General features: G+C 63.5%; 29 protein-coding genes and 1 pseudogene. 11 read left to right on the top strand and 19 right to left on the bottom strand.

The features are described 5' to 3' along the window. Window positions 1-57: 57 nt before the first annotated feature. Window positions 58-606 (top strand): cupin domain-containing protein, encoded by a 549-nt coding sequence (locus tag JQ641_RS16430; protein ID WP_211997029.1) that lies wholly within the window; start codon window positions 58-60, stop codon window positions 604-606. A 15-nt stretch (window positions 607-621) separates the two neighbouring features. On the opposite strand, the gene JQ641_RS16425 is transcribed toward JQ641_RS16430, so the two are convergent. Beyond that, window positions 622-1,569 carry a LysR family transcriptional regulator gene (locus tag JQ641_RS16425; RefSeq protein ID WP_211997028.1) on the bottom strand — a complete coding sequence of 316 codons (948 nt, stop codon included), beginning with the start codon at window positions 1,567-1,569 and terminating at the stop codon, window positions 622-624. Between the two features lie 220 nt (window positions 1,570-1,789). Between JQ641_RS16425 and JQ641_RS16420 the strand changes: the two genes are divergently transcribed. The 6 genes from JQ641_RS16420 (at window position 1,790) to JQ641_RS16395 (ending at window position 7,807) form a co-directional block, all read left to right on the top strand. Next, window positions 1,790-2,911 carry an ABC transporter ATP-binding protein gene (locus tag JQ641_RS16420; protein ID WP_211997027.1) on the top strand — a complete coding sequence of 374 codons (1,122 nt, stop codon included), beginning with the start codon at window positions 1,790-1,792 and terminating at the stop codon, window positions 2,909-2,911. Window positions 2,912-2,955: 44 nt separating this feature from the next. Further along, window positions 2,956-3,654, top strand: coding sequence for an HAD family hydrolase (locus JQ641_RS16415; protein WP_211997026.1), 699 nt, complete (start codon window positions 2,956-2,958; stop codon window positions 3,652-3,654). Window positions 3,655-3,667: 13 nt separating this feature from the next. Beyond that, entirely contained in the window at window positions 3,668-4,975 is a 1,308-nt protein-coding gene (locus JQ641_RS16410; protein WP_211997025.1) for an NAD(P)/FAD-dependent oxidoreductase, read from the top strand. A gap of 39 nt (window positions 4,976-5,014) precedes the next feature. Next, window positions 5,015-6,079, top strand: coding sequence for an ABC transporter substrate-binding protein (locus JQ641_RS16405; RefSeq protein ID WP_211997016.1), 1,065 nt, complete (start codon window positions 5,015-5,017; stop codon window positions 6,077-6,079). A 130-nt stretch (window positions 6,080-6,209) separates the two neighbouring features. Further along, a complete protein-coding gene (locus tag JQ641_RS16400) occupies window positions 6,210-7,022 on the top strand; it encodes an ABC transporter permease (protein ID WP_211997144.1) in 813 nt (270 codons plus the stop codon). Next, a complete protein-coding gene (locus JQ641_RS16395; protein ID WP_211997015.1) occupies window positions 7,019-7,807 on the top strand; it encodes an ABC transporter permease in 789 nt (262 codons plus the stop codon). Before JQ641_RS16400 ends, JQ641_RS16395 begins: the two co-directional genes overlap by 4 nt. 21 nt (window positions 7,808-7,828) lie before the next feature. Here JQ641_RS16395 and JQ641_RS16390 read toward each other — a convergent pair whose 3' ends face one another. The 3 genes from JQ641_RS16390 to bla all read right to left on the bottom strand — a co-directional run bounded on the left by JQ641_RS16390 (window position 7,829) and on the right by bla (window position 9,554). Further along, window positions 7,829-8,044, bottom strand: a complete 216-nt coding sequence (locus tag JQ641_RS16390; protein ID WP_211997013.1) for a hypothetical protein — start codon at window positions 8,042-8,044, stop codon at window positions 7,829-7,831. A gap of 168 nt (window positions 8,045-8,212) precedes the next feature. Then, the gene (locus JQ641_RS16385; protein ID WP_211997011.1) at window positions 8,213-8,608 is read right to left on the bottom strand and encodes a hypothetical protein; all 396 of its coding nucleotides are present in this window, start codon (window positions 8,606-8,608) and stop codon (window positions 8,213-8,215) included. A gap of 49 nt (window positions 8,609-8,657) precedes the next feature. After that, a complete protein-coding gene (gene bla, locus JQ641_RS16380) occupies window positions 8,658-9,554 on the bottom strand; it encodes a class A beta-lactamase (RefSeq protein WP_211997009.1) in 897 nt (298 codons plus the stop codon). Between the two features lie 101 nt (window positions 9,555-9,655). On the opposite strand from bla, the gene JQ641_RS16375 reads away from it, so the two are divergent. Then, a complete protein-coding gene (locus JQ641_RS16375) occupies window positions 9,656-10,573 on the top strand; it encodes a LysR family transcriptional regulator (protein WP_211997007.1) in 918 nt (305 codons plus the stop codon). Window positions 10,574-10,582: 9 nt separating this feature from the next. On the opposite strand, the gene JQ641_RS16370 is transcribed toward JQ641_RS16375, so the two are convergent. The 13 genes from JQ641_RS16370 to JQ641_RS16310 form a co-directional block, all read right to left on the bottom strand. Further along, complete coding sequence (locus JQ641_RS16370; protein ID WP_211997005.1) at window positions 10,583-11,896, bottom strand: c-type cytochrome; 1,314 nt, start codon at window positions 11,894-11,896, stop codon at window positions 10,583-10,585. A 58-nt stretch (window positions 11,897-11,954) separates the two neighbouring features. Then, entirely contained in the window at window positions 11,955-12,350 is a 396-nt protein-coding gene (locus tag JQ641_RS16365) for a gamma-butyrobetaine hydroxylase family protein (protein ID WP_249150480.1), read from the bottom strand. A 15-nt stretch (window positions 12,351-12,365) separates the two neighbouring features. Next, window positions 12,366-12,521, bottom strand: a complete 156-nt coding sequence (locus tag JQ641_RS16360; protein ID WP_192734409.1) for a hypothetical protein — start codon at window positions 12,519-12,521, stop codon at window positions 12,366-12,368. Window positions 12,522-12,555: 34 nt separating this feature from the next. Further along, a complete protein-coding gene (locus JQ641_RS16355) occupies window positions 12,556-13,566 on the bottom strand; it encodes a formate dehydrogenase subunit gamma (protein ID WP_211997001.1) in 1,011 nt (336 codons plus the stop codon). Between the two features lie 77 nt (window positions 13,567-13,643). After that, complete coding sequence (fdh3B, locus tag JQ641_RS16350; protein ID WP_192734407.1) at window positions 13,644-14,240, bottom strand: formate dehydrogenase FDH3 subunit beta; 597 nt, start codon at window positions 14,238-14,240, stop codon at window positions 13,644-13,646. 14 nt (window positions 14,241-14,254) lie between these two features. After that, window positions 14,255-17,221, bottom strand: a complete 2,967-nt coding sequence (locus JQ641_RS16345; RefSeq protein ID WP_211997000.1) for a formate dehydrogenase subunit alpha — start codon at window positions 17,219-17,221, stop codon at window positions 14,255-14,257. A 13-nt stretch (window positions 17,222-17,234) separates the two neighbouring features. Continuing rightward, on the bottom strand, window positions 17,235-17,459 hold the full coding sequence (locus tag JQ641_RS16340) for a hypothetical protein (protein ID WP_211996999.1): 225 nt from the start codon (window positions 17,457-17,459) through the stop codon (window positions 17,235-17,237). 41 nt (window positions 17,460-17,500) lie between these two features. Next, complete coding sequence (locus JQ641_RS16335) at window positions 17,501-18,283, bottom strand: molecular chaperone TorD family protein (RefSeq protein WP_211996998.1); 783 nt, start codon at window positions 18,281-18,283, stop codon at window positions 17,501-17,503. 146 nt (window positions 18,284-18,429) lie between these two features. Then, window positions 18,430-19,125, bottom strand: a complete 696-nt coding sequence (locus JQ641_RS16330; protein WP_211996997.1) for a DUF3306 domain-containing protein — start codon at window positions 19,123-19,125, stop codon at window positions 18,430-18,432. Beyond that, entirely contained in the window at window positions 19,122-19,640 is a 519-nt protein-coding gene (locus JQ641_RS16325) for a DUF3305 domain-containing protein (RefSeq protein ID WP_249150479.1), read from the bottom strand. Before JQ641_RS16325 ends, JQ641_RS16330 begins: the two co-directional genes overlap by 4 nt. A gap of 25 nt (window positions 19,641-19,665) precedes the next feature. Further along, window positions 19,666-20,688, bottom strand: coding sequence for a DUF6352 family protein (locus JQ641_RS16320; protein ID WP_211996996.1), 1,023 nt, complete (start codon window positions 20,686-20,688; stop codon window positions 19,666-19,668). Beyond that, window positions 20,685-21,260 carry a DUF6505 family protein gene (locus tag JQ641_RS16315; protein ID WP_211996995.1) on the bottom strand — a complete coding sequence of 192 codons (576 nt, stop codon included), beginning with the start codon at window positions 21,258-21,260 and terminating at the stop codon, window positions 20,685-20,687. The genes JQ641_RS16320 and JQ641_RS16315 overlap by 4 nt, the downstream gene beginning before the upstream one ends. Before the next feature lie 7 nt (window positions 21,261-21,267). Further along, a complete protein-coding gene (locus tag JQ641_RS16310) occupies window positions 21,268-22,023 on the bottom strand; it encodes a biotin/lipoate--protein ligase family protein (RefSeq protein ID WP_211996994.1) in 756 nt (251 codons plus the stop codon). Window positions 22,024-22,206: 183 nt separating this feature from the next. On the opposite strand from JQ641_RS16310, the gene JQ641_RS16305 reads away from it, so the two are divergent. The 3 genes and pseudogenes from JQ641_RS16305 (at window position 22,207) to JQ641_RS16295 (ending at window position 25,679) form a co-directional block, all read left to right on the top strand. After that, window positions 22,207-24,195, top strand: coding sequence for a 4Fe-4S binding protein (locus JQ641_RS16305; RefSeq protein ID WP_502754968.1), 1,989 nt, complete (start codon window positions 22,207-22,209; stop codon window positions 24,193-24,195). After that, a pseudogene (locus JQ641_RS16300) lies at window positions 24,158-25,057 on the top strand (Mrp/NBP35 family ATP-binding protein); the annotation flags it as partial. The gene JQ641_RS16305 and the pseudogene JQ641_RS16300, both read left to right, overlap by 38 nt. 115 nt (window positions 25,058-25,172) lie before the next feature. Beyond that, complete coding sequence (locus JQ641_RS16295) at window positions 25,173-25,679, top strand: tetratricopeptide repeat protein (protein ID WP_349628571.1); 507 nt, start codon at window positions 25,173-25,175, stop codon at window positions 25,677-25,679. Window positions 25,680-25,771: 92 nt separating this feature from the next. Here the strand turns inward: JQ641_RS16295 and JQ641_RS16290 are convergent, their stop codons facing one another. Further along, window positions 25,772-26,059, bottom strand: coding sequence for a hypothetical protein (locus JQ641_RS16290; protein ID WP_211996988.1), 288 nt, complete (start codon window positions 26,057-26,059; stop codon window positions 25,772-25,774). An 86-nt stretch (window positions 26,060-26,145) separates the two neighbouring features. Next, window positions 26,146-26,601 (bottom strand): Lrp/AsnC family transcriptional regulator, encoded by a 456-nt coding sequence (locus JQ641_RS16285; RefSeq protein ID WP_211996986.1) that lies wholly within the window; start codon window positions 26,599-26,601, stop codon window positions 26,146-26,148. Window positions 26,602-26,686: the final 85 nt, after the last annotated feature.

Raw genomic sequence — 26,686 nt, 5'->3', positions numbered from 1 at the left:
AGCATTCGTTCGATCCGCAACACACTCAACACCCCAAACCAACCCCTCGAGGCTGCGATGAGCATAGATGTCGGCGAACGGTTACGCTTCGTCCGCGCCCGCAACAAGATTTCGCAGCGTGAACTCGCCAAGCGTTCGGGGGTGACCAACTCGACGATCTCGCTGATCGAATCCAACCAGATGAACCCGTCGGTCGGCGCGCTCAAGCGTATCCTCGACGGCATTCCGATGGGGATGGCGGAGTTTTTCGCCCTTGAACCCGACCAGCCGCGCAAGGCGTTTTACCGCGCCGACGAATTGAGCGAGATCGGCAAGGGCAAGATCTCGTTTCGCCAGGTCGGTGACAATCTGTTCGGCCGGAGCTTGCAGATCCTGAAAGAGCGCTATGAGCCCGGCGGCGACACTGGACGCATTCCGCTGGTGCACGACGGCGAGGAAGGCGGCATCATTCTCTCCGGCCGGCTCGAAGTGACCGTCGATAGCGAACGCCGCATTCTCGGGCCCGGCGACGCCTATTATTTCGAGAGCCGCCGGCCGCATCGGTTTCGCTGCGTCGGCGACAAGCCGTGCGAAGTGATCAGCGCCTGCACGCCGCCGACATTCTGACGGCCGGCAACATGATCAATAGCTCGCCGCCATCAATTTCAGGCGCGGATAAAGCTTGTCGATCGCCACGATGTCGCTGCGCATTTGCGCGATGATCCAGTCCCTGATCTCGACGGCAACGGGACGGATCGGCCGGTTGCGCGGCGTGACCAGTTCGCAGACCCGGCGCGTGCTGACGAGTTTTGCCGAAGCCGGCACCAGCGCGCCGGTCAGCAGCCAATGCGCGACGACCGTGATCCAGCCGAGCGTCACGCCCTGCCCGAGCAGCGCCGCCTGCACCACGACCGCGTAATCCGAAAAACTCAACGCCTTGGCCGGACCGGATGCGCCGGTGAGCGCGCCCGGATATTGCAGCACCCAGTCTTCGGGCGTGTCGGCCAGCTTGATGATGGTGCGCCCTTCGGCCGGTTTGCGCGAAACATTGGTGTCGCGATAGCCGGGGCTGCAGATCGGCAGCATGACTTCCTTCATGACCAGGGCGCCGCTGGTCTCAGGATCGTCCTGATCGCGAAACCGCATGCCGACGTCGACGTTCTCGACGGCGCCGCGCAGCGAGCCCGAGATCAACTGGAACCGGAGGTCGACGTTCGGAAACGCGCGCTGCAGCTTGTCGATGCGCGGCATCAGCCAATGGTTGGTGAAGGCCGAGGAGACCGACAACGTGACGGTTTCGGTGCCCCGGCGCCGCCGCTCGATTTCGACCAGGCCGCTCTCGATGCTGCGAAAACCGTCGGTGACGCGCCGATAAAGCAGCTCGCCCTCTTCCGTCAGGGTCGCGCCGCCGGCGGTGCGGTCGAACAGGCGGACCCCGAGGTAATCCTCGAAACGTCCCAGCATCCGGCTCACCGCCGGCTGGGTCACGTTCAGCTCGGCCGCCGCCGCCGTGAAGCTGCCGTTGCGCGCGGCGGCGTCGAAGACGAACAGCGCATTGCTCGAAGGCAGCATCCGGCGAAGCTCAGGCATAACTTCAGATTATGACGCAAGTGATAATTTGGCAATTGCCCGGCCGCGCTAATTTTGATTGCCTTGCCGATCAAGGAGGCCTGCCGGGAAGCGGAGCATTCCGAGCAAACTGCGGTCGGGGGGATCGCCCCTGTCGCGCGGGAAGCGTCCGCCTATAAATTGAGATCATGCCAGTTCAACCCCCTTGGCCTTGCGGCAGGGGCGCCGGGAAGCCGCATTCATGCGGGCCAGCGGCGAAGCGCAACAGGAAGGTCGTTCATTGGGCAGCGGTGGCGAAAGCGTCGAAATCAAATCCGCGAGCAAGCACTATGGTGCTGTCGTGGCGCTCGACAATGTCACGCTGAACGTCGCGCCGCGCGAGTTCGTCTCGCTGCTCGGGCCATCCGGATCCGGCAAGACCACGCTCCTGGGCCTGCTCGGCGGCTTCATCCAGCCGACATCAGGTTCGATCCACTTCGGCGAGCGTGACGTCACGCTGGAGCCGCCGCACAAGCGCAACATCGGCGTCGTGTTCCAGAACTACGCGCTGTTTCCGCATATGAGCGTCGGCGAGAACGTCGCCTTCCCGCTACGCGCGCGGCGGCTGCCGAAGGCCGATTGGCCTGCGAAAGTGCGCGGCGCGCTCGCGATGGTCGGCCTCGCCGGTTACGAAGAACGCGGCGTGGCGCAACTCTCCGGCGGCCAGCGCCAGCGCGTGGCGCTGGCGCGGGCAATGATCTTCGAGCCGCGTTTGATCCTGATGGACGAGCCGCTCTCCGCACTCGACAAGCAGCTGCGGGAATCGATGCAGATCGAGCTGCGCCAGCTCCACAAGCGCATCGGCGCCACCATCATCTACGTCACCCACGACCAGCGCGAGGCGCTGACGATGAGCGACCGCGTCGCCATTCTCAAGGACGGCCGCCTGATCCAAATCGACCAGCCCGCGCGGCTGCACGATCATCCCGCGGATTCCTTTGTCGCCAGTTTCATCGGCGAGGCGAGCCTGTTGCCGGTCCGCCGCATCGATACGGGCAGCGTGGCGCTCGGCCCCGCCACCCTGCGCAGTGCCCGGCCGATCCCGAACGGCGACGGGCTGATCCTGGCGGTGCACAGCGAAAAGCTGCTGATCGATGACGGCGCTGATAATGCCGCGCTCAATCGGCTGACCGGCACCGTCACCGACGTCGTCTACCAGGGCGAAAGCCTGCGCATTTTCATCGCGCTGCCCGACGGCACCGCGCTGAGCCTGCGCCAGCCGAGCCATCACGAAGCCTATCGCCGCATCCCGCCCGTCGGCGGCCCCCTCACCGTGACCCTCCACCCGGAGGACACGATCATCGTACCGAAAGCAGCGGAATGAACGTCCACCACCAACGCAGTTCCAACACCAGAGAAGAAACGCCCATGTCGTTCAGCAATTTCAAAGTCCTCACTTTCGATGTCGTCGGCACCCTGATCGACTTCGAAACCGGCGTGCTCGACGCCGTCCGCAAGATATCCGGAAGGAGCGCCGCTGAACTCAGCGACGACAAGATCTTTGCCTCCTACAAGCGCGGCCGCGATGCGCATCCGGAGCGATCGAGCGAAGTGATGTTCGACGTCTACCGCTATCTTGCCAAGGAACTCGGCCTGCCGGCCGATGATGCGGCCTGCGATTCCTTCCAACTGGCGGTGCTGCGCTGGCAGCCGTTTTCGGATTCGGTCGAGGCGCTGAAGCGGCTGCGCACCAAATTCCGGCTGGTGGCGATGACCAATGCCGATCGCGTCGCGCTGTCCTGCTACGCCCACGCGCTCGGTGACCCCTTCGACGACAGCGTCTGCGCCGACGAGACCGGCGTCGCCAAGCCGAACCCGGAATTCTTCGCCTACAATAAGGGGCGGCAATCGGCCTTCGGCTACAAGCAGTCCGACATCCTGCATGTGGCACAGAGCCAGCATCATGATATCGGGATCGCGCGAAAACTCGGCTACAAAGTGTGCTGGATCGAGCGCCGCCAGGGCATGGCGGGATTCGGCGGTACGCCCGAAGTGCCCGAACTGACGAAACCCGATTTTCATTTCGCCACCATGAAAGCCTTCGCCGACGCGGCGGTCGGGCACTGAGGGGCGCACGGCGATGGCACAAGCCTGGACCCTAATGGCGTCGGCGAACTCGCTATGGGCGAGCACGGCGACGCCGTTGCGGACATTTCCCGTGCTGTCAGGCGAGGTTCAGGCCGACGTCGTGATCATCGGCGCCGGCTATACCGGGCTCTCCGCCGCGCATCACATCGCCAAAAGCGGCATCGTGCCTGTTGTGCTCGAAGCCAACCGTCCCGGCTGGGGCGCCAGCGGCCGCAATGGCGGCGTCATCACTGCAAAATTCCGGCAATCCTTCCGTGGCATCGATGCGGCCCACGGCCGCGCGATGGCCAAGCGCATGTACGAGATCGCGTATGAGTCGACCGAAATCGTCGAGGAACTGGTTTCGGAATTCGGCATCACCGCCGCGCGGCTGACGCGAACCGGACAGGTCAAGGCCGCGCATAACCAGGCGACGCTGAAAGCTGCGATCGACGAAGCCGAATGGATGAAACGCGAGATGGGCGATGCCGATGTCCGGATCCTCGACGCCCATGAAGTGCGCGAGGAAACCGGCTCGCAGGCGTTCGTCGGCGGCGTGCTCAATCCGGGCTCCGGCGGCATCCATCCGCTGAATTATCTGCATGGCCTAGCCGAAGGGCTCGCGGCGCGCGGTGTCGCGATCTATCAGGAAAGCCCGGCGCTGCGGCTACGGCGCGAGAACGGGCGCGTCATTGCCGAGACGCCGCAGGGCGCGGTGCGGGCGCGGCAAGTCATCATCGCCACCAACAGCTATTCCGACCTGACCGACGCGACGCGTCACATGCAGCACACTTTGGTGCCGTTCCGCAGCGCCATCATCGCCACCGACCGGCTGCCGCATAATCTCGCCGGCAGCCTGATGCCATCAGGGCGAACCTACACCGAGACCAAGCGCATGATGCGCTGGTTCCGCATGGTCGACGATCGCGTGATCTTCGGCGGCCGCGGCGCCTTCGGTAAACAGGATTCCGAAGCTGCCTTCGACGCGCTGCGCAAGGCCATGGTCGGTATCTTCCCGGAACTGAACGACACGCCGCTGGGGTTCAAATGGTCGGGCCTCGTCGGCATGACGCTGGATTCCATGCCGCATATCGGCCGGCTCGACGACAACACCCTGTTCTCGATGGGCTACAACGGCGCAGGGGTCGCGATGTCCAGCCTGATGGGGCGTTACCTCGCGGCCTTCGTCCGTGGCGAACAGCCGGATGTCGGCCTGCTCGACGCACGCCGTCTCAAGATCATTCCATTTTATCCGCTGCGTGAACCGGCCGTCCGAATGGTGGCCGGCTGGTACCAGTTTTTGGACGCGATCGGGCAATAGCAACGCAAAGGCCCGATCATAACAGGAGGGGAACGTAAAATGGCAGTTGCTTCCAACACAGGATTAGGACGCGCGTTGTTCGGCGCAGCGCTCGGGCTCTTCGCGTCAACCAGCATCACGGCCAACGCCGCCGAGCAGATCACCTTCGTGTCGCAGGGCGGCGCCTATCAAAAGGCGCAGACAGTTGCGATCCTCGACCCCTCAGCCAAGAAGCTCGGCATCACCATCAACCAGGACAGCATTCCCGATGCCTGGCCGGTGATCAAATCGCAGGTCGCGAGCGGCAAACCGATCTGGGACGTGGTCGACGTGCCGACCGGCTATTGCCTGCGCGGCGGCGAACAGGGACTGATCGAAAAACTCGATTTCTCCAAGATCCCCAACGCGGCTGCGATGCCGGAAGCCTATCGCAACGCCTATTCGGTGGCGTACGAGTTCTATTCCAGCGTTCTCGCCTACAGCCAGAAGAAATATCCGGAAGGCGCTACGCCGAACAGTTGGGCCGACTTCTGGGACGTGAAGAAATTCCCCGGCCGCCGCGCGCTGCGCAACCACCCAATCGCGACGCTGGAAGCTGCGCTGATGGCCGACGGCGTCGCGCCCGAGAAGCTCTATCCGCTCGACGTCGACCGCGCCTTCAAGAAGCTCGAGGAGATCAAGCCCAACATCACGGTGTGGTGGACCTCGGGCGCGCAATCCGCGCAACTCCTGAACGACGGCGAGGTCGACATGGTGATGGCCTGGAACGGCCGCGTCAGCGCACTGACCAAGGAAGGTGCCAAAGTCGCCTATACCTATAATCAGGGCATCCTGCAGAGCACCTCGCTCTGCATTCTCAAGGGCGCACCGAACCTGGCGACAGCGGTCAAATTCCTCAACGAGGCCGTCGATCCCGTCCATCAGGCCAACCTGCCGCTGCACATCGATTACGGCCCGGCGAACCCGAAGGCGTTCGATACCGGCGTGGTCAAGCCGGAGCGCGTCGCGCAGCTGCCGAGCGCGCCTGACAATGCCAAGAAGCAGGCGCTGATGTCCTATGCGTGGTGGGCGTCGCCAGACGGCGAAGCCGCCGAGAAGCGCTGGGTCTCGTTCGTGCAGAAATAGGCGAAAATGATCCGGAGCGGGGTTCGGCCGGCGCACCCCGCTCCAGCCATCCGGCCATGACAGGAAAACGGCATTGACCCATTCCACACCAGACCTCTCGTTGCGTCACCATCGCCGCGAACAGGGCCTGATGCTGGCATTGGCGTCGCCGGCGCTGCTGGTGATCCTGCTGCTGATCGTGCTCCCGGTCGGCTGGCTCGCCTGGCAATCGATCTATCATGACGGCTTCACGCTGGAGAACTACCGCCGCATCCTCAGCGAAGCCATCTACTGGCGCAGCTTCTCACTGACCTTCCAGATCAGCCTGCTGGTGACGCTGCTGGCGCTGCTGCTCGGCTATCCCATCGCCTATGCCGCCAGCGTGGTGCCGAAGGGATGGAGCGTATTGATTCTCGCGCTCGTGATCCTGCCGTTCTGGACCAGCGCCCTGGTGCGCGCCTATGCCTGGTTGGCGCTGCTGCAGCGGACCGGGGTGGTCAACCAGTTCCTGCAATATCTCGGGATTATCGACGAGCCGCTGGCGCTGGTGCACAACACGTTCGGCACTGTGGTGGCGACCGTGCATATCCTGCTGCCGTTCATGGTGCTACCGCTCTACGCCACCATGCAGAAAATCCCGCACGATTTGATGCAGGCGGGGGCCAGCCTCGGCGGCAGTCCGTCGCATACGTTCTGGCGGATCTTCCTGCCGCTGTCGCTGCCCGGTGTGCTCGCGGGCACGACCTTGGTGTTCGTGCTGTGTCTCGGCTTCTACATCACGCCCGAACTGCTCGGCGGCGGCCGTACCGTGATGGTGTCGCTGCTGGTCAGCCGCAATGTCGAACTTTACGACCAATGGGGCGCCGCAAGCGCCGTCGGCGTGGTGCTGCTGGTCAGCGTTCTCGTCATTTTCCTCATCGTCGGCCGGTTCATTCCGCTCGACCGGATCCTGGGGCAAAAATGAAAACGTTCTCGCTCCCCCGCATCGTCTTCGTCGTGTTCTGCGCGCTGGTGCTGCTGTATCTGATCCTGCCGGTGCTGATCATCGTGCCGATGTCGTTTTCGAGCACGCGCTTCCTGACCTTCCCGCCGCCGTCGCTGTCGCTGCGCTGGTACCAGGAATATATCGGCAATGCGGCCTGGATGCAGGCGACCCGCGTCACCTTTGCAGTCGCCGCCCTCACCGTCCTGATTGCAACGCCGCTCGGCGTCGCCGCCGCCTACGCCATCAGCAATTCGAAAATGCGCATCATGCGGATCGTTCACATGATGCTGATGCTGCCTTTGGTGGTGCCGATCATCATCACCGCGGTCGGCATCTTCTTTGTCTATGCCAAAGTTGGGCTGGTGGCGACGATGTCGGGGCTGGTGCTGGCCAACGTCATGCTCGGCCTGCCCTATGTCATCACGTCGGTTGTGGCCGGCCTGCAGAGCTTCGATCCGGCGCAGGAGATGGTGGCGCGCAGCCTCGGCATGAACCGCTTGCGCAGTTTCTTTGCCGTCACGCTGCCGCAGATCAAGGCCAGCGTGCTGACGGGAGCCATCTTCGCCTTCATCTCGGCGATGGACGAGACGGTGGTCGGCCTGTTCATATCAGGCGGCCAGTATCAGCCGCTGACAAAGCGGATGTTCACCGCGTTGCGCGACGAGATCGACCCGACCATTGCCGCGATCAGCACACTGATGACCGCAGCCTCGTTCCTGCTGGTGCTGATCGCCAGCACCCGGCAGAAGAAGAGCGGCCCGTAAGACTCGCCGTCGCCACGCGCTTCAGCGCTTGGGCGGGTGCGAAAAGACGAACGACATATCCTCGAACTCCTCGATCGGGAGTTTGCTCGCGGCAGTCGAAACGGAACGTTGCTGCGACGACGCCAGACCGGTTGTCCCGGTGTCGCGATGGCCCCAAAGCGAGTGCGACGGCAACATGGTGATGGCAGCGGCAAGCAGAGCGACTGCAATGACTCCAGAGAGCATCAAACGGTTCATGGCAAACCTCCGTTCGGAGAAGCCCACCCCGTCTGTCCCTTAGCGTGAGGCCCGCAGCGCCGATGTGAACTGAATCACAGACAGCGTTCACGCTTTATCGACCGCCTCGTGGCGCGCTCGGGGAACTGTATCAAAGCGGCACGTTCGAAACCCCACTCAGGAGCGAGATCAAGGCTCCGGCCTAGTTGCCAAACAAGGATCCAGAAGGACGTGATCGGCATCGCGTCGTCGGTATCCGCCTCTCACGATAATCCTGTCACCGATCTCCATGCCATTGGACTGGTAGGTCACGCACATGATCCGGACATCGGGCGGAGAACACAGCACGAGATACCACAACACTCCATCTGTCTGCACCGCCGTGAGACTGCCGGCTACGGAAAGATCGATCCGGTAGTCGAGTTCCGGAACGCCATCCGACATCGGCCTCACCTCTCTGCACTCGGCGGCCATCCGCGCAGGCTGGTCCGCCTCCGAGAACGCGGGCCGCTTGGTGAACATCCGGTCCGACGCAAGCGATGCAACCGAACTCGGCATCACAAGGCAAACGGCGACGACGGTCATCGATAGCGCGCCGGTCGTTTTCGCTGAGAGATTTGCCGGCATTCCGCACCTAGCCCGGTCTCATCGCCGCGACCGCGCGCGCGATCGAGGCGATGGTGGCATTTTGTTGCGCGCTGGGAACGCTGGCGCCGGTCAGATAGGCCGCGACGATGACAGGGGCGCCGTCGGGAGGCCACACCACGGCAACGTGATTGTTCGTGCCGTGGTCACCGGCGCCGGTCTTGTCGCCGACACGCCAGCCTTTCGCAAACCCTGCGCGCAATCGTGTATCGCCGGTCTTGTTGGCAACCAGCCATGCCGTCAATTGCTCGCGCGACGAAGCCGACAGCGTCGCAGTCCCAAGGACGAGCTTCTCGAGGTTCGAAGCCATCGCATTCGGTGTCGTGGTATCGCGGGGATCGTCGGGCAGTGCCTGGTTGAGCGAAGGTTCATTCCGGTCCAGCCGCGTGACCTGATCGCCGAGCCCTCGCGCGAAGGCGGTCAGCCCCGGGGGCCCGCCGATGCTGGCGAGCAGCAGGTTGCCCGCCGTGTTATCGCTCCGTGTCATCGCCGCGTCGCAAATTTCGGCGAGCGTCATGCCATCGTCCCCGGTGTGCTTTTCAGTGACCGGCGAATTCACCACGATGGCTGATGCGTCGAAGGTGATGCGCCGCGTCAATTGCTCCTTCCCGGCATCCACCCGCGCCAGCACCGCCGCGGTCGCCAGCGCTTTAAATGTGCTGCACATCGGGAAACGCTCGTCGCCCCGGTGGACATGACGCGCACCGGTTGCCGTCTCCAGCACACAAACGCCGAGCCGGCCACCGCTCTCGCTCTCCAGACGCTTGATCTCGGCGATCAGTCGTTGATCCGTGCCCGCTGCGCGTGCCGCCTTTGGCAAGACGGTCAGATCAGCGGCTATCAGTGCTGCGCCGAAACCAAGGTGAAACTGTCTCCTGCTGATCATTTCGAATCCCTCCGGGTTGCGGGCGGGAACGTGCCCAGAAGGCGCTGCCTTGACAAACGATCAGTTTTGAATGCAGGCATTAGAAAAACTAGGGTCGAACGATGCGCCGCAGGACGAAGCTTTCACATCTTCCGCTGAATGCATTACGGGCCTTCGAGGCGACGGCGCGCAACCTGAGTTTCACCCGTGCCGGCCTTGAACTCCGCGTTACGCAGGCCGCCGTCAGTCAGCAGGTAAAAGCGCTGGAGGACAGGCTTGGCGCGCAGCTGTTTCGCCGGTTACCGCGCGGCGTCGCACTGACCGACGAAGGACAAGCACTGCTGCCCAGCATCGTCGAGGCTTTCGGGCGGCTCAACGAAGCGGTCAATCGTTTTGAAGACGGTCGCTACCAGGACGTCATCACGATCGGCGTCGTCGGCACCTTCGCGTCGGGATGGCTGCTGCCGCGACTCGACTCTTTCAGGAAGGCGTATCCGCGGATCGATTTGCGTCTGTTCGTCAACAACAATCGCGTCGACATAGCGGGCGAAGGCCTCGATTACGCCATCAGGTTTGGCGACGGCCTCTGGCACGGTACCGACGCGACCCGCCTGATGGGGGCGTCGTTTACTCCGTTCTGCGCGCCGGCGCTGGCCCGCAGGCTGAGCCGGCCGGCCGATCTCAAACGCGAGGTGCTGTTGCGTTCCTATCGACAGGACGAATGGTCGCGCTGGTTTGCCGCGGCAGGACTGCTTAGTCCCGTCATCAAGGGAATGGTGTTCGACTCATCGATCACGATCGCAAGCGTTGCAGCGCGCGGTACCGGCGTTGCGTTGTTGCCGGCGGAGATGTTTCGGGACGAGGTCCGTGAGCGGCGGCTGGTACGTCCGTTCAAGACCGAAGTGACGCTCGGCGACTACTGGATTACGTCGCTGCATTCCCGGCAACCATCACCTGCGATGCTGTCGTTCAAGGGTTGGTTGCTTGAAACGATTGCAGCGAAAGCGGAAGCTCCGGCCCGGAATACACGTAGCCGGTAGTCGTGACGCCTAGCGCTTCGTGGCGCGCTCCAGGAACTGCACCAAAGCGGCACGGTCCTGTTCGGAGCCGATGCGCTGCTCGGGCATCTTGGTGCCCGGCGTGTAGGCCGCGGGCCCGATCTCGAACAATTTCGAAACCGTCTCCGGCGTCCAGACGATATCGAGCCGCTTGAGCGCGTCGGAGAAATCATATCCGGGCAAGGTCGCGATGCGCCGGCCGAACAGACCGGCCAGCGTCGGCCCTGCCCGGTTGGCCTGATCGGCGCCAAGCGTATGGCAGGCGACGCAGGCACGAAAAATATCCGCGCCGCGGTCGCCGGCATACGCGGCCAGTGGGTCCGCGGTGTGTTCAAACAGCAAGGGATCGACGGGTTCTCCGGTCACCGCGTTCCAGCGGCGGATGGTGCTGTCAGCACCGCCGGTGAGCAGCGTGCGACTGTCAGGCAGAAACGCCACCGACCAGACCGGCAGCCCCGGACCTACCAATGTGCGCGCGAGATTGCGCGCCTTGCGATCGATCACCGCGACCGCGCCGCCAATACCGGCGGCCGCGACCCACGCGCCGTCGGGCGAGATCGCCATCGAGATCACGGGCCTGGGTCCGGCTTCAACGTCACCGGCGCGCACGCCGTCGCTGCCCAAGAAATACAGTCTGCCGTCGGCGCCTCCGACCGCGATTTCGCCATCTCGGCCAATCGCGACGGCGTTGAGCGGGGTCGGCATCGCAATGACTGATGGCGGCGACGTGCCCGCCAGCGGCCAGATGCGAACGCTCTGATCATAGCTGACGCTGACCAGCGTGCGGCCGTCGGGCGAAAAAGCGACGCCGTTGACGTTCTGGGTATGCCCTTCCAGCACGCGCGCCGCGCCGCCCGCGAGCGGCCACAGGCGCACCGTTTGGTCCCACGACACGGAGGCCAATGTTGCGCCATCGGGCGAAACCGCAAGGGCTGCGATCGGCGCGCTATGGCCTTCCAGCACCGCGTCGGGCCGGGTGTTGCCGGCGGTCCAGATCGCAATGCGGCCATCGGCGCCCGCCGTCGCGGCCCGGCCATCCCGCAGCAACACCACCGCATTGACGGCGTCGGCGTGGAAACGCAGCACCTGCTCGGCCGCATTCGATGTCAGCGACCAGCGGATCGCGGTTGAATCGAAGCTGCCTGAAATGACGCTCGCACCATCGGGAGAAATCGCCAAGGCGCGCACCGGCCCGCCATGGCCGCGCAACTGCGCGTGGGCGGCGCTGGTTCCAAGCGCCGGCAGGACCAGCAAAGCAGTCCAGGTCAGCGCTACGAGGCGGCGGATGGTGAGAGCACGGAGCATTCGCGGCGATCGTTTCGTCCGTTCGTGTCGCCGTCAAGGCAAGCATTGCTGAATGGGGTCAGCGCATGCCCGGTCTGTCGCGGTCGAGGGCCTTGGCCTGGAGCTCGTCGAGATAATCCTGAAAACGCCGCTCGGCGTTGCTGCCGAGATCGTGCAGGAACGCCCAGGAGTAGATGCCGGTATTGTGCATGTCGTCGAAGCCGAGCCGCACGGCGTAATTGCCGACGGGATCGACGGAGAGAATGGTCACGTTGCGCTTGCCGCCGACCGTCTTGCGTTGCGCTTCGGAATGCCCCTGCACTTCAGCGGACGGACTGGTCACCCGGAGCAGTTCCGCCGACAGATTGAAATCCGCACCGTCGTCAAAGGTGACGTGAAGGGCGCGGCGGTCCTTCACCAGCCGGATTTCCACCGGCCACGCCGCAACTGCCTTAACCTCCTTGGGCGCGTTCAACATCCGATCCAAAAATCAGTTCGGTCCGATCAGATTCTTGCCGGGATCGCCGACCCTCGCTCCGCTGGTCGTGTAGGCAACCGAACTCGACTGCTGAATGGTGTCGAGCACGGACGACACACAAAACGCGGCGATCGCCGCAAACGCCAAAGCCGCCAGAAAGCTCTTCATCGCATTTCCCTCGAACTGTTCTGTACTCGCATCGTCATTCGGCCGGCACGGCGTGCGTGCCATCTTTCGACGGGGCGCGGCCCTTGGCCTGCTCTTCCGCGACCCAGAGCGCGTGATGCTCCTTGGCCCAGTTCAGATCGACCTCGCCGGTGCCCATCGCATCGAACGCGCCCTCCATCCCGACCGAACCGATATAGATGTGGGCCAGCATGGCCGCGATGAACAGCATCGCGATCACGGCATGGATCACGGTCCAGAACTGCAACGCCGTGACATTGCCCGGAAGATACGGGAACAGCATGTACCAGCCGGAGACCGACATCAGCGTGCCGCCGATGATCACGATCCAGAAAATGCCTTTCTGTCCGGCATTGAAGCGTTTAGCCGGCGGATGCTTGCCGTTGGCCAGAATGCCGCCGCCCTGTTTCAGCCATTGCCAGTCGAGCTTGCCGGGAATGTTATCCTTGATCCAGATCAGGAACATGATCGCGAGGCCAAGCATGAACGGGAACGCCAGGTAATCGTGCGCGATCTTGGCCCAGCCCGACATGGTCGCAAATGCCTGGGCGCCGAACAGCGGCATGATCAGGATCCGCCCGAAGCTGATGTTGAGGCCCGACAGCGCCAGCACGATGAAGCAGCTCGCCGTCAGCCAATGGGTGAAGCGCTCGAAGCTCGCAAAGCGAAGAATCTTGGTGCCGGAAAAACCGTGATCGACGCGGATCCGGCCGCGCACCATCAGGAAGATCGCCAGCAGCGCCAGCATTCCAAGAATGGCGATGCCGCCGATGATCGGCAGCGTGCTGCGCTGGAAATCGCGCCAGTCGCGGCCCGCAGGCTGGATCAGGCTGGAGGCCATGGTATCCGGGATCGATACCCGCCCGGTGATCTTGTCGCCCTCCTTCAGCGCGTTCAGGAGTTTGTCTTCCTGAACAGCTTCAGCGGTCGGCTTGAACGTCAGCTGCGCGGCCGCGGGATGCGCGAACACAAACAGCAGCGCGATGGCGGCGCATAGCGCCCGGAGGTGTGAAAGAGAGCTTGGCATAGGCCCGTGACCTTCCTAATTTCTCGCCCGTTTCTCGTGACATGTGCGCCGCCGCGCGCCGCGCGACGGCCAAGGCATCAGCCGGTCGGTGAATCCGCGTAAGCCGTTTTCCAGCCCCACATGCCCGAACCGTAACCGCGCTTCATCACGCGCTCCTTGTAGATTTCGGCGATGATGGCGCCGTCGCCGGCGAGCAGCGACTTGGTCGAGCACATCTCGGCGCAAATCGGCAGCTTGCCTTCGGCCAGGCGATTGGCGCCGTATTTGGCGTATTCGGCCGGGCTGGAGTCCGCTTCCGGGCCGCCCGCGCAATAGGTGCACTTGTCCATCTTGCCGCGCGAGCCGAAATTGCCGACCTTCGGATATTGCGGCGCGCCGAACGGGCACGCGTAGAAGCAATAGCCGCAGCCGATGCACAGGTCCTTGGAGTGCAGCACCACGCCGTCGGCGGTGGTGTAGAAGCACGACACCGGACAGACCGCGGCGCATGGCGCATCGGTGCAATGCATGCAGGCCATCGACACCGAGCGTTCGCCGGGCTTGCCGTCATTGATGGTGACGACGCGGCGGCGATTGATGCCCCACGGCACTTCATGTTCGTTCTTGCAGGCCGTCACGCAGGCGTTGCACTCAATGCAACGGTCGGCATCACAGAGAAATTTGACGCGAGCCATGATCTATTCTCCCCTCACGCCGATTGAATCTGGCACAGGGTCACTTTGCCCTCGTGCATGCCGGTGACCGGATCGTAGCCATAGCTTGTGATCCCGTTCACGCTTTCGCCGAGTACGATCGGATCGGCGCCCTTCGGATATTTGCTGCGCTGGTCGACACCCTGGAACCAGCCGGAGAAGTGGAACGGCATGAAGGCGACGCCCTTGCCGACGCGGTCGGTGACCAGCGCCTTCACCCGAGCCTTCGATGAGTTCTCCGGGCCGTAGACCCAGACCCAACCGCCATCCTTGATGCCGCGTTCGGCAGCATCTGACGTGTTGACCTCGACGAACATGTCCTGCTGCAACTCGGCAAGCCATTTGTTCGACCGGGTTTCCTCGCCGCCGCCTTCATATTCGACCAGACGTCCTGACGTGAGGATGATCGGGAATTGCTTGGCAAGCCCCTTGTCCACCGCGGCCTTTTGAACCGAGAAGCCGAGATTGGCCATCCGGAACTGGCGGCCATCCGGGCGCGTCGGGTATTTGGCGACGAGTTCGGGACGAGAAGTGTAGATCGGTTCGCGATGGACCGGCACCGGATCCGGCAGATTCCACGCCACCGCGCGGGCCTTGCCGTTGCCATAGGCCATCACGCCATGTTCGAGCGTGACGCGGATGATGCCGCCCGACAGGTCGACGGCCCAGCCGACACCGTCGGGATTGTTGCCGCCGATCTTGTTGATCGTCGCCAGTTCGGCCGCGGTGAGATCCTTGTCCCAGCCGAGCTTCTTCAGCACGCCGTAGGTAAACTCCGGATAGCCGTCGGTGAGTTCCGAGCCTTTGCTGTAGGAGCCTTCCGACAGCATGTTGACGTTCTTCACCGAACCGTCCGGCTGCTTCTCTTCATAGACGACGCCGAAGCGCGCCCGGAACGTGCCGCCGCCGTCCTTGGCGTGCAGGTTGGTGTTGTAGAGCGTGTGCGTTCCCGGATGCTTGATCTCCGGCGTGCCCCAGCACGGCCACGGCAGGCCGTAATAGTCGCCGCCGATTTCGGGCTCGTCGGCCTTGGCGCGCAGGGTCACTAGGTCGAACTTACCCTGGTTCTTCATGTGCGCCTTCAGCCGCTCCGGCGACTGGCCGGAATAGCCGGTCGAGAATCCGCCGCGGTTGATTTCGCGCAGCAGCTCTTCCGGCGACGGACGGTTGTTCTCCACCTTGAGGTTCTTGAACATCGGATCGGCGAAACCGAGCTTCTTGGAAAGCAGGTAGATGATCTCGTAATCGTCCTTGGATTCGAAGATCGGCTTGACGATCTGCTCGCCCCATTGCAGCGACCGGTTGGAAGCGGTGCGCGAGCCCGAGGTTTCGAACTGGGTGCAGGCCGGCAACAGATAAGTGCCGTTCTTGCGCTCAGAGATCGCCGCGAACGTGGTCGGATGCGGATCGGCGACCACGAGGAGTTCGAGCTTCTCGAGGCCCTTCACCATCTCGGTCATGCGCGGGATGGTATTGCCGCCATGCCCCATGATGACCACGCCCTTGATGGTGTCGCGTTGATCGACATCATCAGGATTGGCCAGCGTCGCATCGAACCAGCGGGTCCACGGGATGCCCGGCAATTCCATGTTCTGCTTGCGGGTGCGGGCCGGACGACCCGCCTTGGCCGGTACTTCGTCGAAGCGCGCCTGCAGATAATCGTATTCGACCTCCCAGACCCGCGCCCAGTGCTTCCAGGCGCCCTCAACGAGGCCGTAATAGAGCGGCAGCGTCACGATATCGAGGCCGATATCGGTGGCGCCCTGCACGTTGCAATGGCCGCGGAAAATGTTGGCGCCGCCGCCGAAGGTGCCGACATTGCCGGTCGCCAGCAACAGGTTGCAATAGGCGCGGACGTTGGCGGTGCCGACGGTGTGCTGGGTGCCGCCCATGCACCAGACGAACGCAGACGGCTTCTGCTTGGCGAAGGTTTCGGCGACTTTCTTGACCTGTTCGCCGGGAATGCCGGTGACACGCTCGACCTCTTCCGGCGTCCATTTGGCGACTTCGGCGCGGATCTGGTCCATGCCGTAGACGCGCTGCTTGATGTATTCCTTGTCTTCCCAGCCATTGGCGAAGATGTGGTGCAGCATGCCCCAGATCACAGCGATGTCGGTGCCGCTGCGGAAGCGCACATATTCGGTGGCGTGGGCTGCTGTCCGGGTGAAGCGCGGATCGAGCACGAAGACGTTGGCGCGGTTGATCTCCTTGCCGGTCAGGATGTGCTGCAGCGACACCGGATGCGCTTCGGCGGCGTTCGAGCCCATGAAGACGATGGTCTTCGAGTTGCGCATGTCGTTGTAGGAATTGGTCATCGCACCGTAGCCCCAGGTATTGGCGACGCCGGCGACGGTGGTCGAATGACAGATGCGGGCCTGATGGTCGATGGAGTTGGTGCCCCAGAACGCCGCGAATTTGCGGAACAGATAGCCGCCCTCATTGGAGAATTTCGCGGAGCCGAGCAGATAGACGGAATCGGCGCCGGACTTGGCGCGGATTTCCATCATCTTGTCGCCGATCTCGTTGATGGCGACGTCCCACGATATTTTCTGCCACTCGCCGTTGACGAGTTTCATCGGGTATTTCAGGCGGCGGTCGCCGTGCACGAGTTCGCGCACCGAGGCGCCCTTGGCGCAATGCGAGCCGCGGTTGATCGGGCTGTCCCAGGCCGGCTCCTGGCCGACCCAGACGCCGTTCTGCACTTCGGCGATCACGGTGCAGCCAACCGAACAATGCGTGCAGATGTTCTTTTTGATTTCCGTCGGCTTGCCCACGATCTTTGGACCGGCCTCCGCCTTGCGCACCGAACCGAGCGGCATCAAGCCGAGGGCGGCGCCGGCGCCTGCAGCCAGACCGGACCGGCGCAGGAACGTGCGGCGGTCGAGAACCCCCGAAGCCAGGCCGGCGGCGACACCTTGCAAACGCGCCTTGCCTGCGGATCCGTCTTTTCGCTTCATCAACATGTGCGTGGTCCCATCAATAGCGGTTGACGCGGTAGAAATTCTTGACGTGATCGGTTTCCTTGTAGCGGGCCTTGACGCGCTCGGCCTGCGACTCGTCCGCGACCGCCTCGCCGCCTGCCAGCGGCACCACGGCTGCTGCAGCGACTGCCGATCCGCCCATCATGAACAAGCGACGACGATCGAGCCCCTTGGCATCGAGCAGCTTGTCGGCCGGCGCCTTGTCGGATGGTTTGCTCATCGCGGTCTCCTCCACTTCGAACGTTCGATTGCCTTTGCGCGTCACTCGGACAGCGTGAAGGCCTCGGCTTCCAGTTCCATAAACACGCGGCCGACGCGGCCGACGGCACGGTAGAATTTGGCGGTCCCGGACATCTCCAGATCGACGAACATCCGCGCCGCCCACGGCTTGAGGTGCCGGTCGAAGAAGCGCGTCTGTTCGGCGAACTCCGCCTCAAAGTCGCCGCGCGCCAGGCCTGCCATCACCTCAAGCAGAATCGCGATGTGATCTTCCGGCTCGCGCGAGGGGCCGGCACGCTCGATGCCGAGCAAGTCCAGATCTTCGCGCACACGCGCGAGCGGGCGCTCGTGCAGGAAACCGGTCAGGTAATAGGAGGCATAGGGCAGCAGCTCGCCGCGCCCGAGCCCGATGAACAGGTCGAAGAATTCCTTGCTGGCGGCGCGGTCGTCCACGGCTGCAGCGGCCATGGCGAGTTCGACATGTGCCATGCCGAGTTCGGAGGCGTCGCCCTTCAACTGCGCGACGCGTGCGAGCGTGCCCGCGTCCGGCGCCTTGCCGAGCAGCAGCGACAGCAAGCCGTATTCCGCGGCGCGCAGCTGATCGATCTCGTCGACTTCCGGTTTCGATGACACGTTGGATGATCCGTAGAGATCGGGGCGAAGCACGGAACGCTCGACGCGCGTGAATGCCTCGACCGCGAGAACCCGCTCGGCGGGAATCCGCGACCAAGATGAAACCGAGGGTTGCGCAATGCCGATCGCTCGCGCTAACGAAGCGACGCCACCCGCTGCCCTGATTGCCTGTTCCAGTCCGGCGTCACGCATGGTGAACCCGACTTCTCCCCAGCCTCGCGCCCAGTGTCCCGTATCCTGTGTCCGATGCCTCTTGATCGGGCATACAAATTAGAACTGGAATTATTCCAGTCCTAAATTTGTATCATAGGCGCTGCCTATGTCTCGAAAACTTTTGTCTAAACAACAGGTTTTGCCGAGCCATGGCGTCGCACCGGCTGCTGCGGTGCAACAGAGCCAGAGGGCACGGAGGCCGGTTGCCGCTCCGTTTCGAGCCCGACTGGCTCGTCGGCGCTCGAATGATTCGGCTCCGCGGGCTCCGGCTGACCGCTCAATCTCAGCGGTTGATCCGGCAGATCAGGCTTTGGCTGGCCGGAAGATTCAGGGTCACCCGCGATCTCCGCCGGGACCTCGGCGGCAACCGGCGGCTCGGCAGGCGCTTCGCCGGTGCCCATGATCTGGGTGACCATCCGTGCGATATCGATGCCCGCGCCGAGTTCGCTGTTGCCCGGCACGCCGCCCGGCGTGTTCCAGTCATAGGCGTATTCCAACGCGGGATTGACGTAGTTACGGATCGCGGGATCCAGCGCCCAGGATTTTCTCAAAGCCGCATTGCGCAGATGTTCGGGAACGCCCTTGCGCAGAAAGCCGGTGATGTCCGTTTCCGACGTCAATTCTTCGAGCGATGGCAGGCTGGAGAGATCGAACTCCGGCGCAGCCTCCTTCTCGGCCTCGGTCGCCGGAGCAGCAGCGATTTCGGCGTCGGCAACGGGCGCTTCGCGCTCGGGCTGCTTTATCTCTTCCTTGGCCTCCTGCTTACGCTGCGACCATCGCGCCAAAAAGCCTTTGTCGTCGCCCTGGTCCTGACCACTCATGCGCGCCCTGTCCCTTCGTCCGGGCCGCGATCCTTTGGGCCGGGCTGGCGCTCGCCGCCGGCACGATCGCGCTTGCGTTTGTGGAACACCCGCTCGACATGAAACTCGTCGACAAAGGCGGCGATCCAGGCCGCGATCTCCGGAGACATCGGAACGGTGCCGATGACGTCGCAACCGCTTTCGAAGATCGCCTCCCCTTCGGTCGGATCAGCCGTGATTTTTGTCAACTCGAGTTCGGATCCGCCGGCCTGTCGCCGCAGCGCGACCCAGATGCGCGGTTCGCCGTCGGCGAGATTGTCGCGGTAATTGGCGGTGTCGGAACTGAACAGGTCGATGCTGGCGGCGCCCGCGTAATACATCGTCACATCCGGTTCAGTGGACAGCACGGTCCATGGCGCGGTTGCCGGCACCTCGTCGAGCACCATCGCCGGCGACCACATATGATCGATCCATGGATTATCGACGGCGCGGCGCCGCACCACCACACCCACTTCGCGGGATGCGGTCATCGCCATGCGCGATCCTCCGTGCACAGGCCGATCATGCCACATTCGCCTTTGGCGCGAGCGGCAGCCCGGCGACCAGATTTTGCGGCTTCAGCCGCACGACCTTGTCCGCGCCCATCGCCAGGATGAGGTAAACCGGTTTGCTGCCGACGCGTTCATCCACCAGCCGCGTATCCGCAATGGTCAGGCGCATCAGCGCGACGATGCGCTCGGCGGCGTTGGCGTCCACCGACGTGCCGTTCCACAGCGCATTGCCGATTTTAGTGCCCCCGCTGTCGAGACCGACAAACCAGCGCCAGTCGCGGTCTTCGATACTGGGAACCGTCTCGACGCTGACGGTTACATCGAGCAGATGGGCGATCCATCGTTCGATCACCCGGCAAAGCCCGGCGCGCGCCTTCGGATTGCCGCCGATGTTCATCACCATCGCATGCGCATCCGAACGCGACCAATAGGTCCAGGCGTTCTCGTCGTCCATCACATCCATCTCGCCGAACGCCTTTGGCGGCGCCAGCATCGCCGTGAGCGGCGACGCATGCAGGTCATGTTCGGCCTGTTGCTGCGCCTCGACGATTTCGGCGTCCGCAAGCAACAGCGTGCCCTCATGAAACGCCGCCTGCTGGCTGCGATAGAACAGTTCGGCCGCGCGCAGCATGTAGGGATCGTCGCAGCCTTCGAGCGCGTTGCGCAGGATCAGGTGGCAGAGCTGCGAGACGAAGATCGGCGGCAGGTCGCCGGCGCCATTGCGGGCCAGGTTGATATAGACCGCCTCGAGTGACGGAGCCGCGACCAGCCGGTCGCGAAAGTTCATCATAAAGGTCCAGTTCTCGCGCGCATCGGGATCGGCGAGCGCGGCGATATCGGCTTTCGAAACCGAACGGAGCGGATCGGCCAACAGGCCCGCGTGCAGGTTCCGCTCGGCTTCGCAGGCGTCCTCCGGCGGCATCAGTTCGGGCCGCGCGAGATAGGCCATGATCAGTTCGGGGGTCGCGATCAACCCGCCGTGATCGGCGCGCCGCGTCAGATGATGGCCGGACGCTACCCAGAATTCTCTCATTTGCGATTTCCGGTTTTCTGTTCAGTTCCCATCAATCCCAAGAGATCGACCTCCTCGGCAGGTTCATCGTCGCCTTCGATCTCATGAAAGGTAAAGGCGCTGGCATGGGCGTGCAACCGGTCGGCATCACCTGCCGCTTCGCGCGGCTTGAGGGTGCGAAAGCGCTCGCGGATTTCACCATCCTCGATGCTGCGTTGCACAGCGAGCAAGGTCTGCGCCGGGTGATCGCACAGCGAGGCCGCAAACGCGACCTCTTCTTCGGCGGCGCCGCGCGCGGCTTCAAGATCCGGCGCGCCGAACTTTTCCAGCAATTGCGAAGCAAGCCGATCGACCGCGGCTTGCCGCTCCGCTTCCGTCGCCTCGGTCACGATTGCAAGCGTCGACCAGCCCAGACTATCTACCCCGAGAAATCCGGACCGCAGCGCCACGCGCTGCTTCTGCGCCAGCGTCGCCGAATCCTGGTTCCAGAACACGAACGCTCCGGAAACCGCCCATTCTCCGGGTTCCGCGGCACGCTCGAATACGAACGTGTCCGATGGGTCGAGCCTGATGGTTCGCGGCAGCTTCAGCATGTCAGCCTCATCCGAACTTCGGACCGCGCAATTGCGGATCATACCAGTCCGCTTTGGCCAACGCATCCACGAGGCTGGATCGATCGGGCGGCCCGCTGCCGGCGGGCAGCTTGACCAGTAGATCGCCATTGACGTCGATGGCCCTGATCTCACCGGCCTTGCGCCTCGGAAGCCGCTCCAGATAATCCCTGGCGATGGCCTCAAAACCGCGCTCGTTCCAGCGATCGAACGCGGTCATCAGATGGCGGGCGAAGCTGCCGATAATCGCGTCGGTATCGACCATTTCAAAGCCTGCGCCCAGCATCGAAACGCCGGACGCGGCCTGCACCTCGTCGAGATGCACCATGTCGGCGGCGCGCAGGATCACAGCGAAAACCAGCCAGTTCGGCACGTCGGTCTCCGCGCAATCGGCAGGCCAGCCGAGCCGCGCGCCGCCCAGCAATCCCGCGTCGAACCGGATGGCATCAGGCCAGTCGAAACTGACATCCCGCTCGGGCGGACAATGGGCGGCAATCGCGTCCGCCACCGCGTTCATGCCGGCGAACAACGCCCGGCGCGCCGAGTTCAAGGGTTCGTCGGGTTCGAGCACCACGGCGAATTCGACCAGGTCGTAGCGCCGCACCCAGACCAGCGTTCCGGCACCCGCTTCGGCCGCGATTTCGCATCCATGGGCAAACGCGTCGCCGAGCTCGCGTAACGCGACCAAAGTATAACCGGGGGGCAGATCGGGTGCCTGATCCACTTCCCCGCGACGCGACATCATCGAAAAGCTCATCCTGCGTTGCTTTGCTAAATTGCTTTGCAATTCGCCGGTGTATGCTATCCCCCTCTGGCTCGCAACGCGAGCGGAACCAGAAAACGAACCGTGCGATATGCGCGCCGGTTCAGGAAGTTAACGATGGCTACGGTGGCGTCTCATCTTCTGATTTGCAGTTGCGAGAAGACCATGCCGCTCGACGTGCCGGCGATCAACCGTGGCTGCGCCGGGAAGATCACGCAAGCCAACCAGCTCTGCGGCCTCGAACTCGACCGGTTCAAGCAAGCGCTTGCCGACGGCGCGCCGATCACAGTGGCCTGCACGCAGGAAGCGCCGCTGTTCCGCGAAGTCGCCGAGGATTTCCCGCAAGCCCAACTCACCTTTGCCAACATCCGCGAAGCCGGCGGCTGGTCGAACGATGCGGCGGCGGCCGGTCCGAAAGCCGCGGCGCTGATCGCGGCTGCGCAGGAAGACATGCCGCCGATTTCGCTGGTGACGCTGGAAAGCAACGGCGTCGCGCTGATCTATGGAAGCGACGAACTCGCCATCGACGCCGCGCAGCGCCTCGCCGACCGTCTCGACATCACCGTGCTTCTGTCAAAACCCGGCGACGTCATGCCGCGCCGGAGCAATGAGTTTCCGGTGCTCAAGGGCACCATCCGCAACGCGCGCGGTCATCTCGGCGCGTTCGAGCTCGCGATCGACGACTACGCGCTGCCGCAGCCCTCCTCGCGTGCGAAGCTCGTATTCGGTGCCGCGCGCAATGGCGCGACATCGACCTGCGATTTGATCCTCGATCTCAGCGGCGGTACGCCGCTGTTCCCCGCACACGAACTGCGTCCGGGATATCTGCGCGCCGATCCGCGTGACCGCGCAGCTGTCGAGCGCGCGATTTCGGATGCGGGCAATCTGGTCGGCACCTTCGACAAGCCGCGCTTCATACAGTTCGAGGAAGCGCTGTGCGCCCATTCGCGCTCCGGCATTACCGGATGCACGCGCTGCCTCGATCTCTGCCCGACCGGCGCGATCACGCCGAACGGAAAGGCGGTCGCGATCGACGCCAATGTGTGCGCCGGCTGCGGCGCCTGCGCCTCGGTGTGTCCGACCGGTGCGGCTTCATATGCACTGCCCAGTGCAGACGCGCTGATGCGGCGATTGCGCACGCTGCTGCAGACCTATCGCAAGGCCGGCGGCAGCAACGCGATCGTGCTGTTCCACGACGGCGAGCATGGCGACGCGCTGATCGACGCGTTGGCAAGATTCGGCGCCGGACTGCCGGCCCATGTGCTGCCGCTGCGCGTCAATGAAGTGACACAGCTCGGACCGGAGAGTATCGCCGCGGTGTTCGCCTATGGCGGCAACGGTGTCGCGATCCTGACGCGCGGCAAACCCAAGCACGATATTGCCGGACTGCGCCGGACCGCCGGGACATCCGACACCGTGGTTGCCGCGCTTGGCTTCGGCGCAGGCTTGGTGCGCATCCTTGAGACCGACGATCCGGACCAGCTGCGCGCGATGCTCGATGCGGCGCCAGGCGGCGTCGCGACGCCAAAGCCGGCCGGCTTTGTGCCGCGCGGCGCCAAGCGCAGCGTGCTCGAAACGACGTTTCGCGAACTTCACCTCGCGGCACCCGCGCCGGTGGATAGCGTCCCGCTTGCGCCGGGCGCGCCGTTCGGCGGCGTCAATCTCAATGTCGAAGGCTGCACGCTCTGTCACGCCTGCGTCACCGCCTGCCCGACCGGCGCGCTATCGGACAATCCCGATCGTGCCATGCTGCGCTTCACCGAGAGCCTGTGCGTGCAGTGCGGACTCTGCGAAGCGACCTGCCCCGAAAAAGTCATCACGCTCGAGCCGCGGCTGGATTTTGCGGCATGGAACGCGCCGCTGCGCGTTCTGAAGGAAGAAGAACCATTCAACTGTATCGCCTGCGGCAAACCGTTCGGGACCAAAAGTTCGATAGAACGCGTACTGGCAAAACTCGGCGAGAAGCACTGGATGTTCCAGGGCGCCAACGCCAAGCGGATCGATGTCATCAAGATGTGCGCGGATTGCCGCGTCGAAGCCGTGGTCAATGAGGGTTTTGACCCGCACGGGGCGCCGCAACGGCCGCCGGTGATGTCGACGGAAGATTATTTGCGCGCGCGCGATGGCAAGAAGGGCGATCCCGTTGGATCGTAAGGAGCCCGCCGTGTCCGCCACCCAGCCTGCCCCTGCAGCCCGCGCGACGTCGCGCGCGTCAGGCATTCCCGGCGTCAAGCACGTCATCGCGGTCGCGTCCGGCAAGGGCGGCGTCGGCAAATCCACCACCGCGTGCAATCTCGCGCTCGGTTTTGCCGCCATGGGGCTGAAAGCCGGCATTCTCGACGCCGATATTTATGGCCCATCGCAGCCAAAACTGTTCGGGCTGCGCGGCAAGCCGCGCCAGGTCGGCCCGCGCATGCTGGAGCCGCTGGAGCGGTTTGGCGTCAAGGTGATGTCGATCGGCTTTCTGGTCGAGGAAGACCTCGCGATGATCTGGCGCGGGGCGATGGTGATCTCGGCGATCACGCAATTGCTGCGCGAGGTGGCGTGGGGCGATCTCGATATTTTGGTCATCGACCTGCCGCCGGGCACCGGCGACGCGCAACTCACGATGGCGCAACAGGCGCCGCTGGCCGGAGCGGTGATCGTCTCCACACCGCAGGACATCGCGCTGATCGACGCGCGGCGCGGCATCGCGATGTTCGAGAAGGTGAACATCCCGATCCTGGGCCTGATCGAAAACATGTCGGCGTTCTGCTGCCCGGCCTGCCAGAAGCTCACGCCGATCTTTGGCCATGGCGGCGCACGGCAGGACGCCGAACGGCGCGGGATTCCGTATCTCGGTGAGATACCCCTCGATATCAAAATTCGCGAGACCTCAGACGACGGCCGCCCGGTGGTCGCGACCGAACCGGACGGCGTTCATGCGCGCCACTACATCGCGATCGCCCGCGAAGTCTGGACGACGATCACGTCAGGCTCGGCAAGCCGGCCGCCGCCTCGCATTATCATTGAGTGAACGAGTTCATTGCCTCGTAGCGAAGCTGCGGGATCGCCACGCGATTGTGCCGCGCCGATTTTCGAGATACGAGAGACTCATAATTTTTCTTCAAAGCATTTAAGGGAAAAAAATCGTGCGCTTATTGAGAAGTTTTGGATTGATGACCGCGATCCTCTTGCTCGCTCTCACTGCCAACGGACCCGCAGCCCATGCCGACAGCTTGAAGGAAGCCACGACTGCGTTTGCGAAGAAGCAGTATGCGGCGGCGATCAAGCTGTTCCGGCCGCTGGCGGAAAAAGGCAACGCCATCGCGCAATACAAGGTCGCGGTGATGCACAGGATGGGCCTCGGCGTTCCCAAGAGCGAAAAGGAAGCGCGGAAGTGGAGCCGGCTCGCCGCCAAGCAAGGCAACCCGCAAGCGCAAACGTTGCTCGGCAGCCTCTACTACAAGGCCAGCGGCGAGGAATCGCCCGACACCGTTCGCGCCTACATGTGGTACGAAGTGGCGGCTGCGCAGGGCAATGCCGAAGCCAAGAAAGATCTCGCTTTGCTCACCAAGGAGCTGAGCCCGCAGCAGGTCACGGAAGCGCGCGAGAAGGCGCAGAAATGCAAGTCGTCCGGCTACGAGCAGTGCGATTGAGCGAACGCACTTCGCACATCAGGTAGGCCGGCATCATTCTGACGCCGGCTGCTAGCGAAGACACAAAGAGCATTCGCGAACCGTCGATGCGCTCATCCCTTTGCTTTGGAATCCGGCGGGCAGTCCTTTCGAACCACCATGGGCTTGTCGCCGCTTTGCACCGTCGGTGCGGCCGAATTGGCGCCGCCGGCGTCGGGAAGGATCGCGCTCTTTCCGACTGCCATTGAATTCGACGTCTTCTCGTCGCCGTGTCCCGAGGTGGCGGAGCCCGTTGTCGTGCAACTGGTCTCCGGCTTTTCGCTTGACGGCGTCGTCGATTGCGCGGCCGCAGGTCCGATGACCAACGATCCCACGAGAATTGCTGCGGCTGCACGAATCATTTTGATCTCCCGTAACCAAAAAAGGTTTTCGAAATTCGAAAGACAAACGTTCGGCAACAGCGATGGTTCCCCGCCCCCAGCCCCTTTCAGAATGGCAGCGCGACGTCGCACTTGATCTCCTTGAGGATGACGTTGGTGCGGACGTGACGGATGCCGGGAATCTTGAACATGAATTCGTCGAGAAACCGGTTATAGGCGGCCATGTCGGCGACGACGACGCGCAGGTGATAGTCGGCATCTCCCGTCGTCGCAAAACACTCGAGCACCTCGGGGCGCCGTTTCACGCGCGCGACGAACTGGGTGACGAAGGTGGCGTCGTGGCGATCGAGCGACACATGCAGAATGGCTGAGGTCAGGAAGCCCGCCCTCTCCCGGTCGACCAGCGCCGCATAGCCGGTGATGACGCCGGACTCTTCAAGCGCCCGCACCCGGCGCCAGCACGCCGAAGACGACATGCCGACATCGTCAGCCAGATCCTGGTTGCTGCGGCGGCCATCTTTCTGGAGATGGGCCAGCAATCGTCGATCCTGTCCTTCAATCATGATGAGCCTCTCCTGAACTGCCGTGGCAGATCATACCGGAAGATACGTCACTGCTGGTAGTTTCTACCATAACAGACGGAAATAT

Source organism: Bradyrhizobium sp. JYMT SZCCT0180, from assembly GCF_018130165.1.
In the GTDB taxonomy this organism is placed as follows: domain Bacteria; phylum Pseudomonadota; class Alphaproteobacteria; order Rhizobiales; family Xanthobacteraceae; genus Bradyrhizobium.
This window is presented reverse-complemented; position numbering and strand designations above follow the sequence as displayed.

Excerpts from the sequence above, each read along its gene's own strand:
- JQ641_RS16405 (WP_211997016.1), top strand. The coding sequence starts at position 5,015 with ATGGCAGTTGCTTCCAACACAGGATTAGGACGCGCGTTGTTCGGCGCA.
- JQ641_RS16430 (WP_211997029.1), top strand. The coding sequence starts at position 58 with ATGAGCATAGATGTCGGCGAACGGTTACGCTTCGTCCGCGCCCGCAAC.
- JQ641_RS16420 (WP_211997027.1), top strand. The coding sequence starts at position 1,790 with ATGCGGGCCAGCGGCGAAGCGCAACAGGAAGGTCGTTCATTGGGCAGC.
- JQ641_RS16330 (WP_211996997.1), bottom strand. The coding sequence starts at position 19,125 with ATGAGTGGTCAGGACCAGGGCGACGACAAAGGCTTTTTGGCGCGATGG.
- JQ641_RS16410 (WP_211997025.1), top strand. The coding sequence starts at position 3,668 with ATGGCACAAGCCTGGACCCTAATGGCGTCGGCGAACTCGCTATGGGCG.
- JQ641_RS16345 (WP_211997000.1), bottom strand. The coding sequence starts at position 17,221 with ATGTTGATGAAGCGAAAAGACGGATCCGCAGGCAAGGCGCGTTTGCAA.
- fdh3B (WP_192734407.1), bottom strand. The coding sequence starts at position 14,240 with ATGGCTCGCGTCAAATTTCTCTGTGATGCCGACCGTTGCATTGAGTGC.
- JQ641_RS16415 (WP_211997026.1), top strand. The coding sequence starts at position 2,956 with ATGTCGTTCAGCAATTTCAAAGTCCTCACTTTCGATGTCGTCGGCACC.
- bla (WP_211997009.1), bottom strand. The coding sequence starts at position 9,554 with ATGATCAGCAGGAGACAGTTTCACCTTGGTTTCGGCGCAGCACTGATA.
- JQ641_RS16315 (WP_211996995.1), bottom strand. The coding sequence starts at position 21,260 with ATGCTGAAGCTGCCGCGAACCATCAGGCTCGACCCATCGGACACGTTC.
- JQ641_RS16305 (WP_502754968.1), top strand. The coding sequence starts at position 22,207 with ATGCCGCTCGACGTGCCGGCGATCAACCGTGGCTGCGCCGGGAAGATC.
- JQ641_RS16285 (WP_211996986.1), bottom strand. The coding sequence starts at position 26,601 with ATGATTGAAGGACAGGATCGACGATTGCTGGCCCATCTCCAGAAAGAT.
- JQ641_RS16310 (WP_211996994.1), bottom strand. The coding sequence starts at position 22,023 with ATGATGTCGCGTCGCGGGGAAGTGGATCAGGCACCCGATCTGCCCCCC.
- JQ641_RS16320 (WP_211996996.1), bottom strand. The coding sequence starts at position 20,688 with ATGAGAGAATTCTGGGTAGCGTCCGGCCATCATCTGACGCGGCGCGCC.
- JQ641_RS16425 (WP_211997028.1), bottom strand. The coding sequence starts at position 1,569 with ATGCCTGAGCTTCGCCGGATGCTGCCTTCGAGCAATGCGCTGTTCGTC.
- JQ641_RS16340 (WP_211996999.1), bottom strand. The coding sequence starts at position 17,459 with ATGAGCAAACCATCCGACAAGGCGCCGGCCGACAAGCTGCTCGATGCC.
- JQ641_RS16290 (WP_211996988.1), bottom strand. The coding sequence starts at position 26,059 with ATGATTCGTGCAGCCGCAGCAATTCTCGTGGGATCGTTGGTCATCGGA.
- JQ641_RS16390 (WP_211997013.1), bottom strand. The coding sequence starts at position 8,044 with ATGAACCGTTTGATGCTCTCTGGAGTCATTGCAGTCGCTCTGCTTGCC.
- JQ641_RS16355 (WP_211997001.1), bottom strand. The coding sequence starts at position 13,566 with ATGCCAAGCTCTCTTTCACACCTCCGGGCGCTATGCGCCGCCATCGCG.
- JQ641_RS16400 (WP_211997144.1), top strand. The coding sequence starts at position 6,210 with ATGCTGGCATTGGCGTCGCCGGCGCTGCTGGTGATCCTGCTGCTGATC.
- JQ641_RS16395 (WP_211997015.1), top strand. The coding sequence starts at position 7,019 with ATGAAAACGTTCTCGCTCCCCCGCATCGTCTTCGTCGTGTTCTGCGCG.
- JQ641_RS16335 (WP_211996998.1), bottom strand. The coding sequence starts at position 18,283 with ATGCGTGACGCCGGACTGGAACAGGCAATCAGGGCAGCGGGTGGCGTC.
- JQ641_RS16370 (WP_211997005.1), bottom strand. The coding sequence starts at position 11,896 with ATGCTCCGTGCTCTCACCATCCGCCGCCTCGTAGCGCTGACCTGGACT.
- JQ641_RS16325 (WP_249150479.1), bottom strand. The coding sequence starts at position 19,640 with ATGGCGATGACCGCATCCCGCGAAGTGGGTGTGGTGGTGCGGCGCCGC.
- JQ641_RS16360 (WP_192734409.1), bottom strand. The coding sequence starts at position 12,521 with ATGAAGAGCTTTCTGGCGGCTTTGGCGTTTGCGGCGATCGCCGCGTTT.
- JQ641_RS16385 (WP_211997011.1), bottom strand. The coding sequence starts at position 8,608 with ATGACCGTCGTCGCCGTTTGCCTTGTGATGCCGAGTTCGGTTGCATCG.
- JQ641_RS16375 (WP_211997007.1), top strand. The coding sequence starts at position 9,656 with ATGCGCCGCAGGACGAAGCTTTCACATCTTCCGCTGAATGCATTACGG.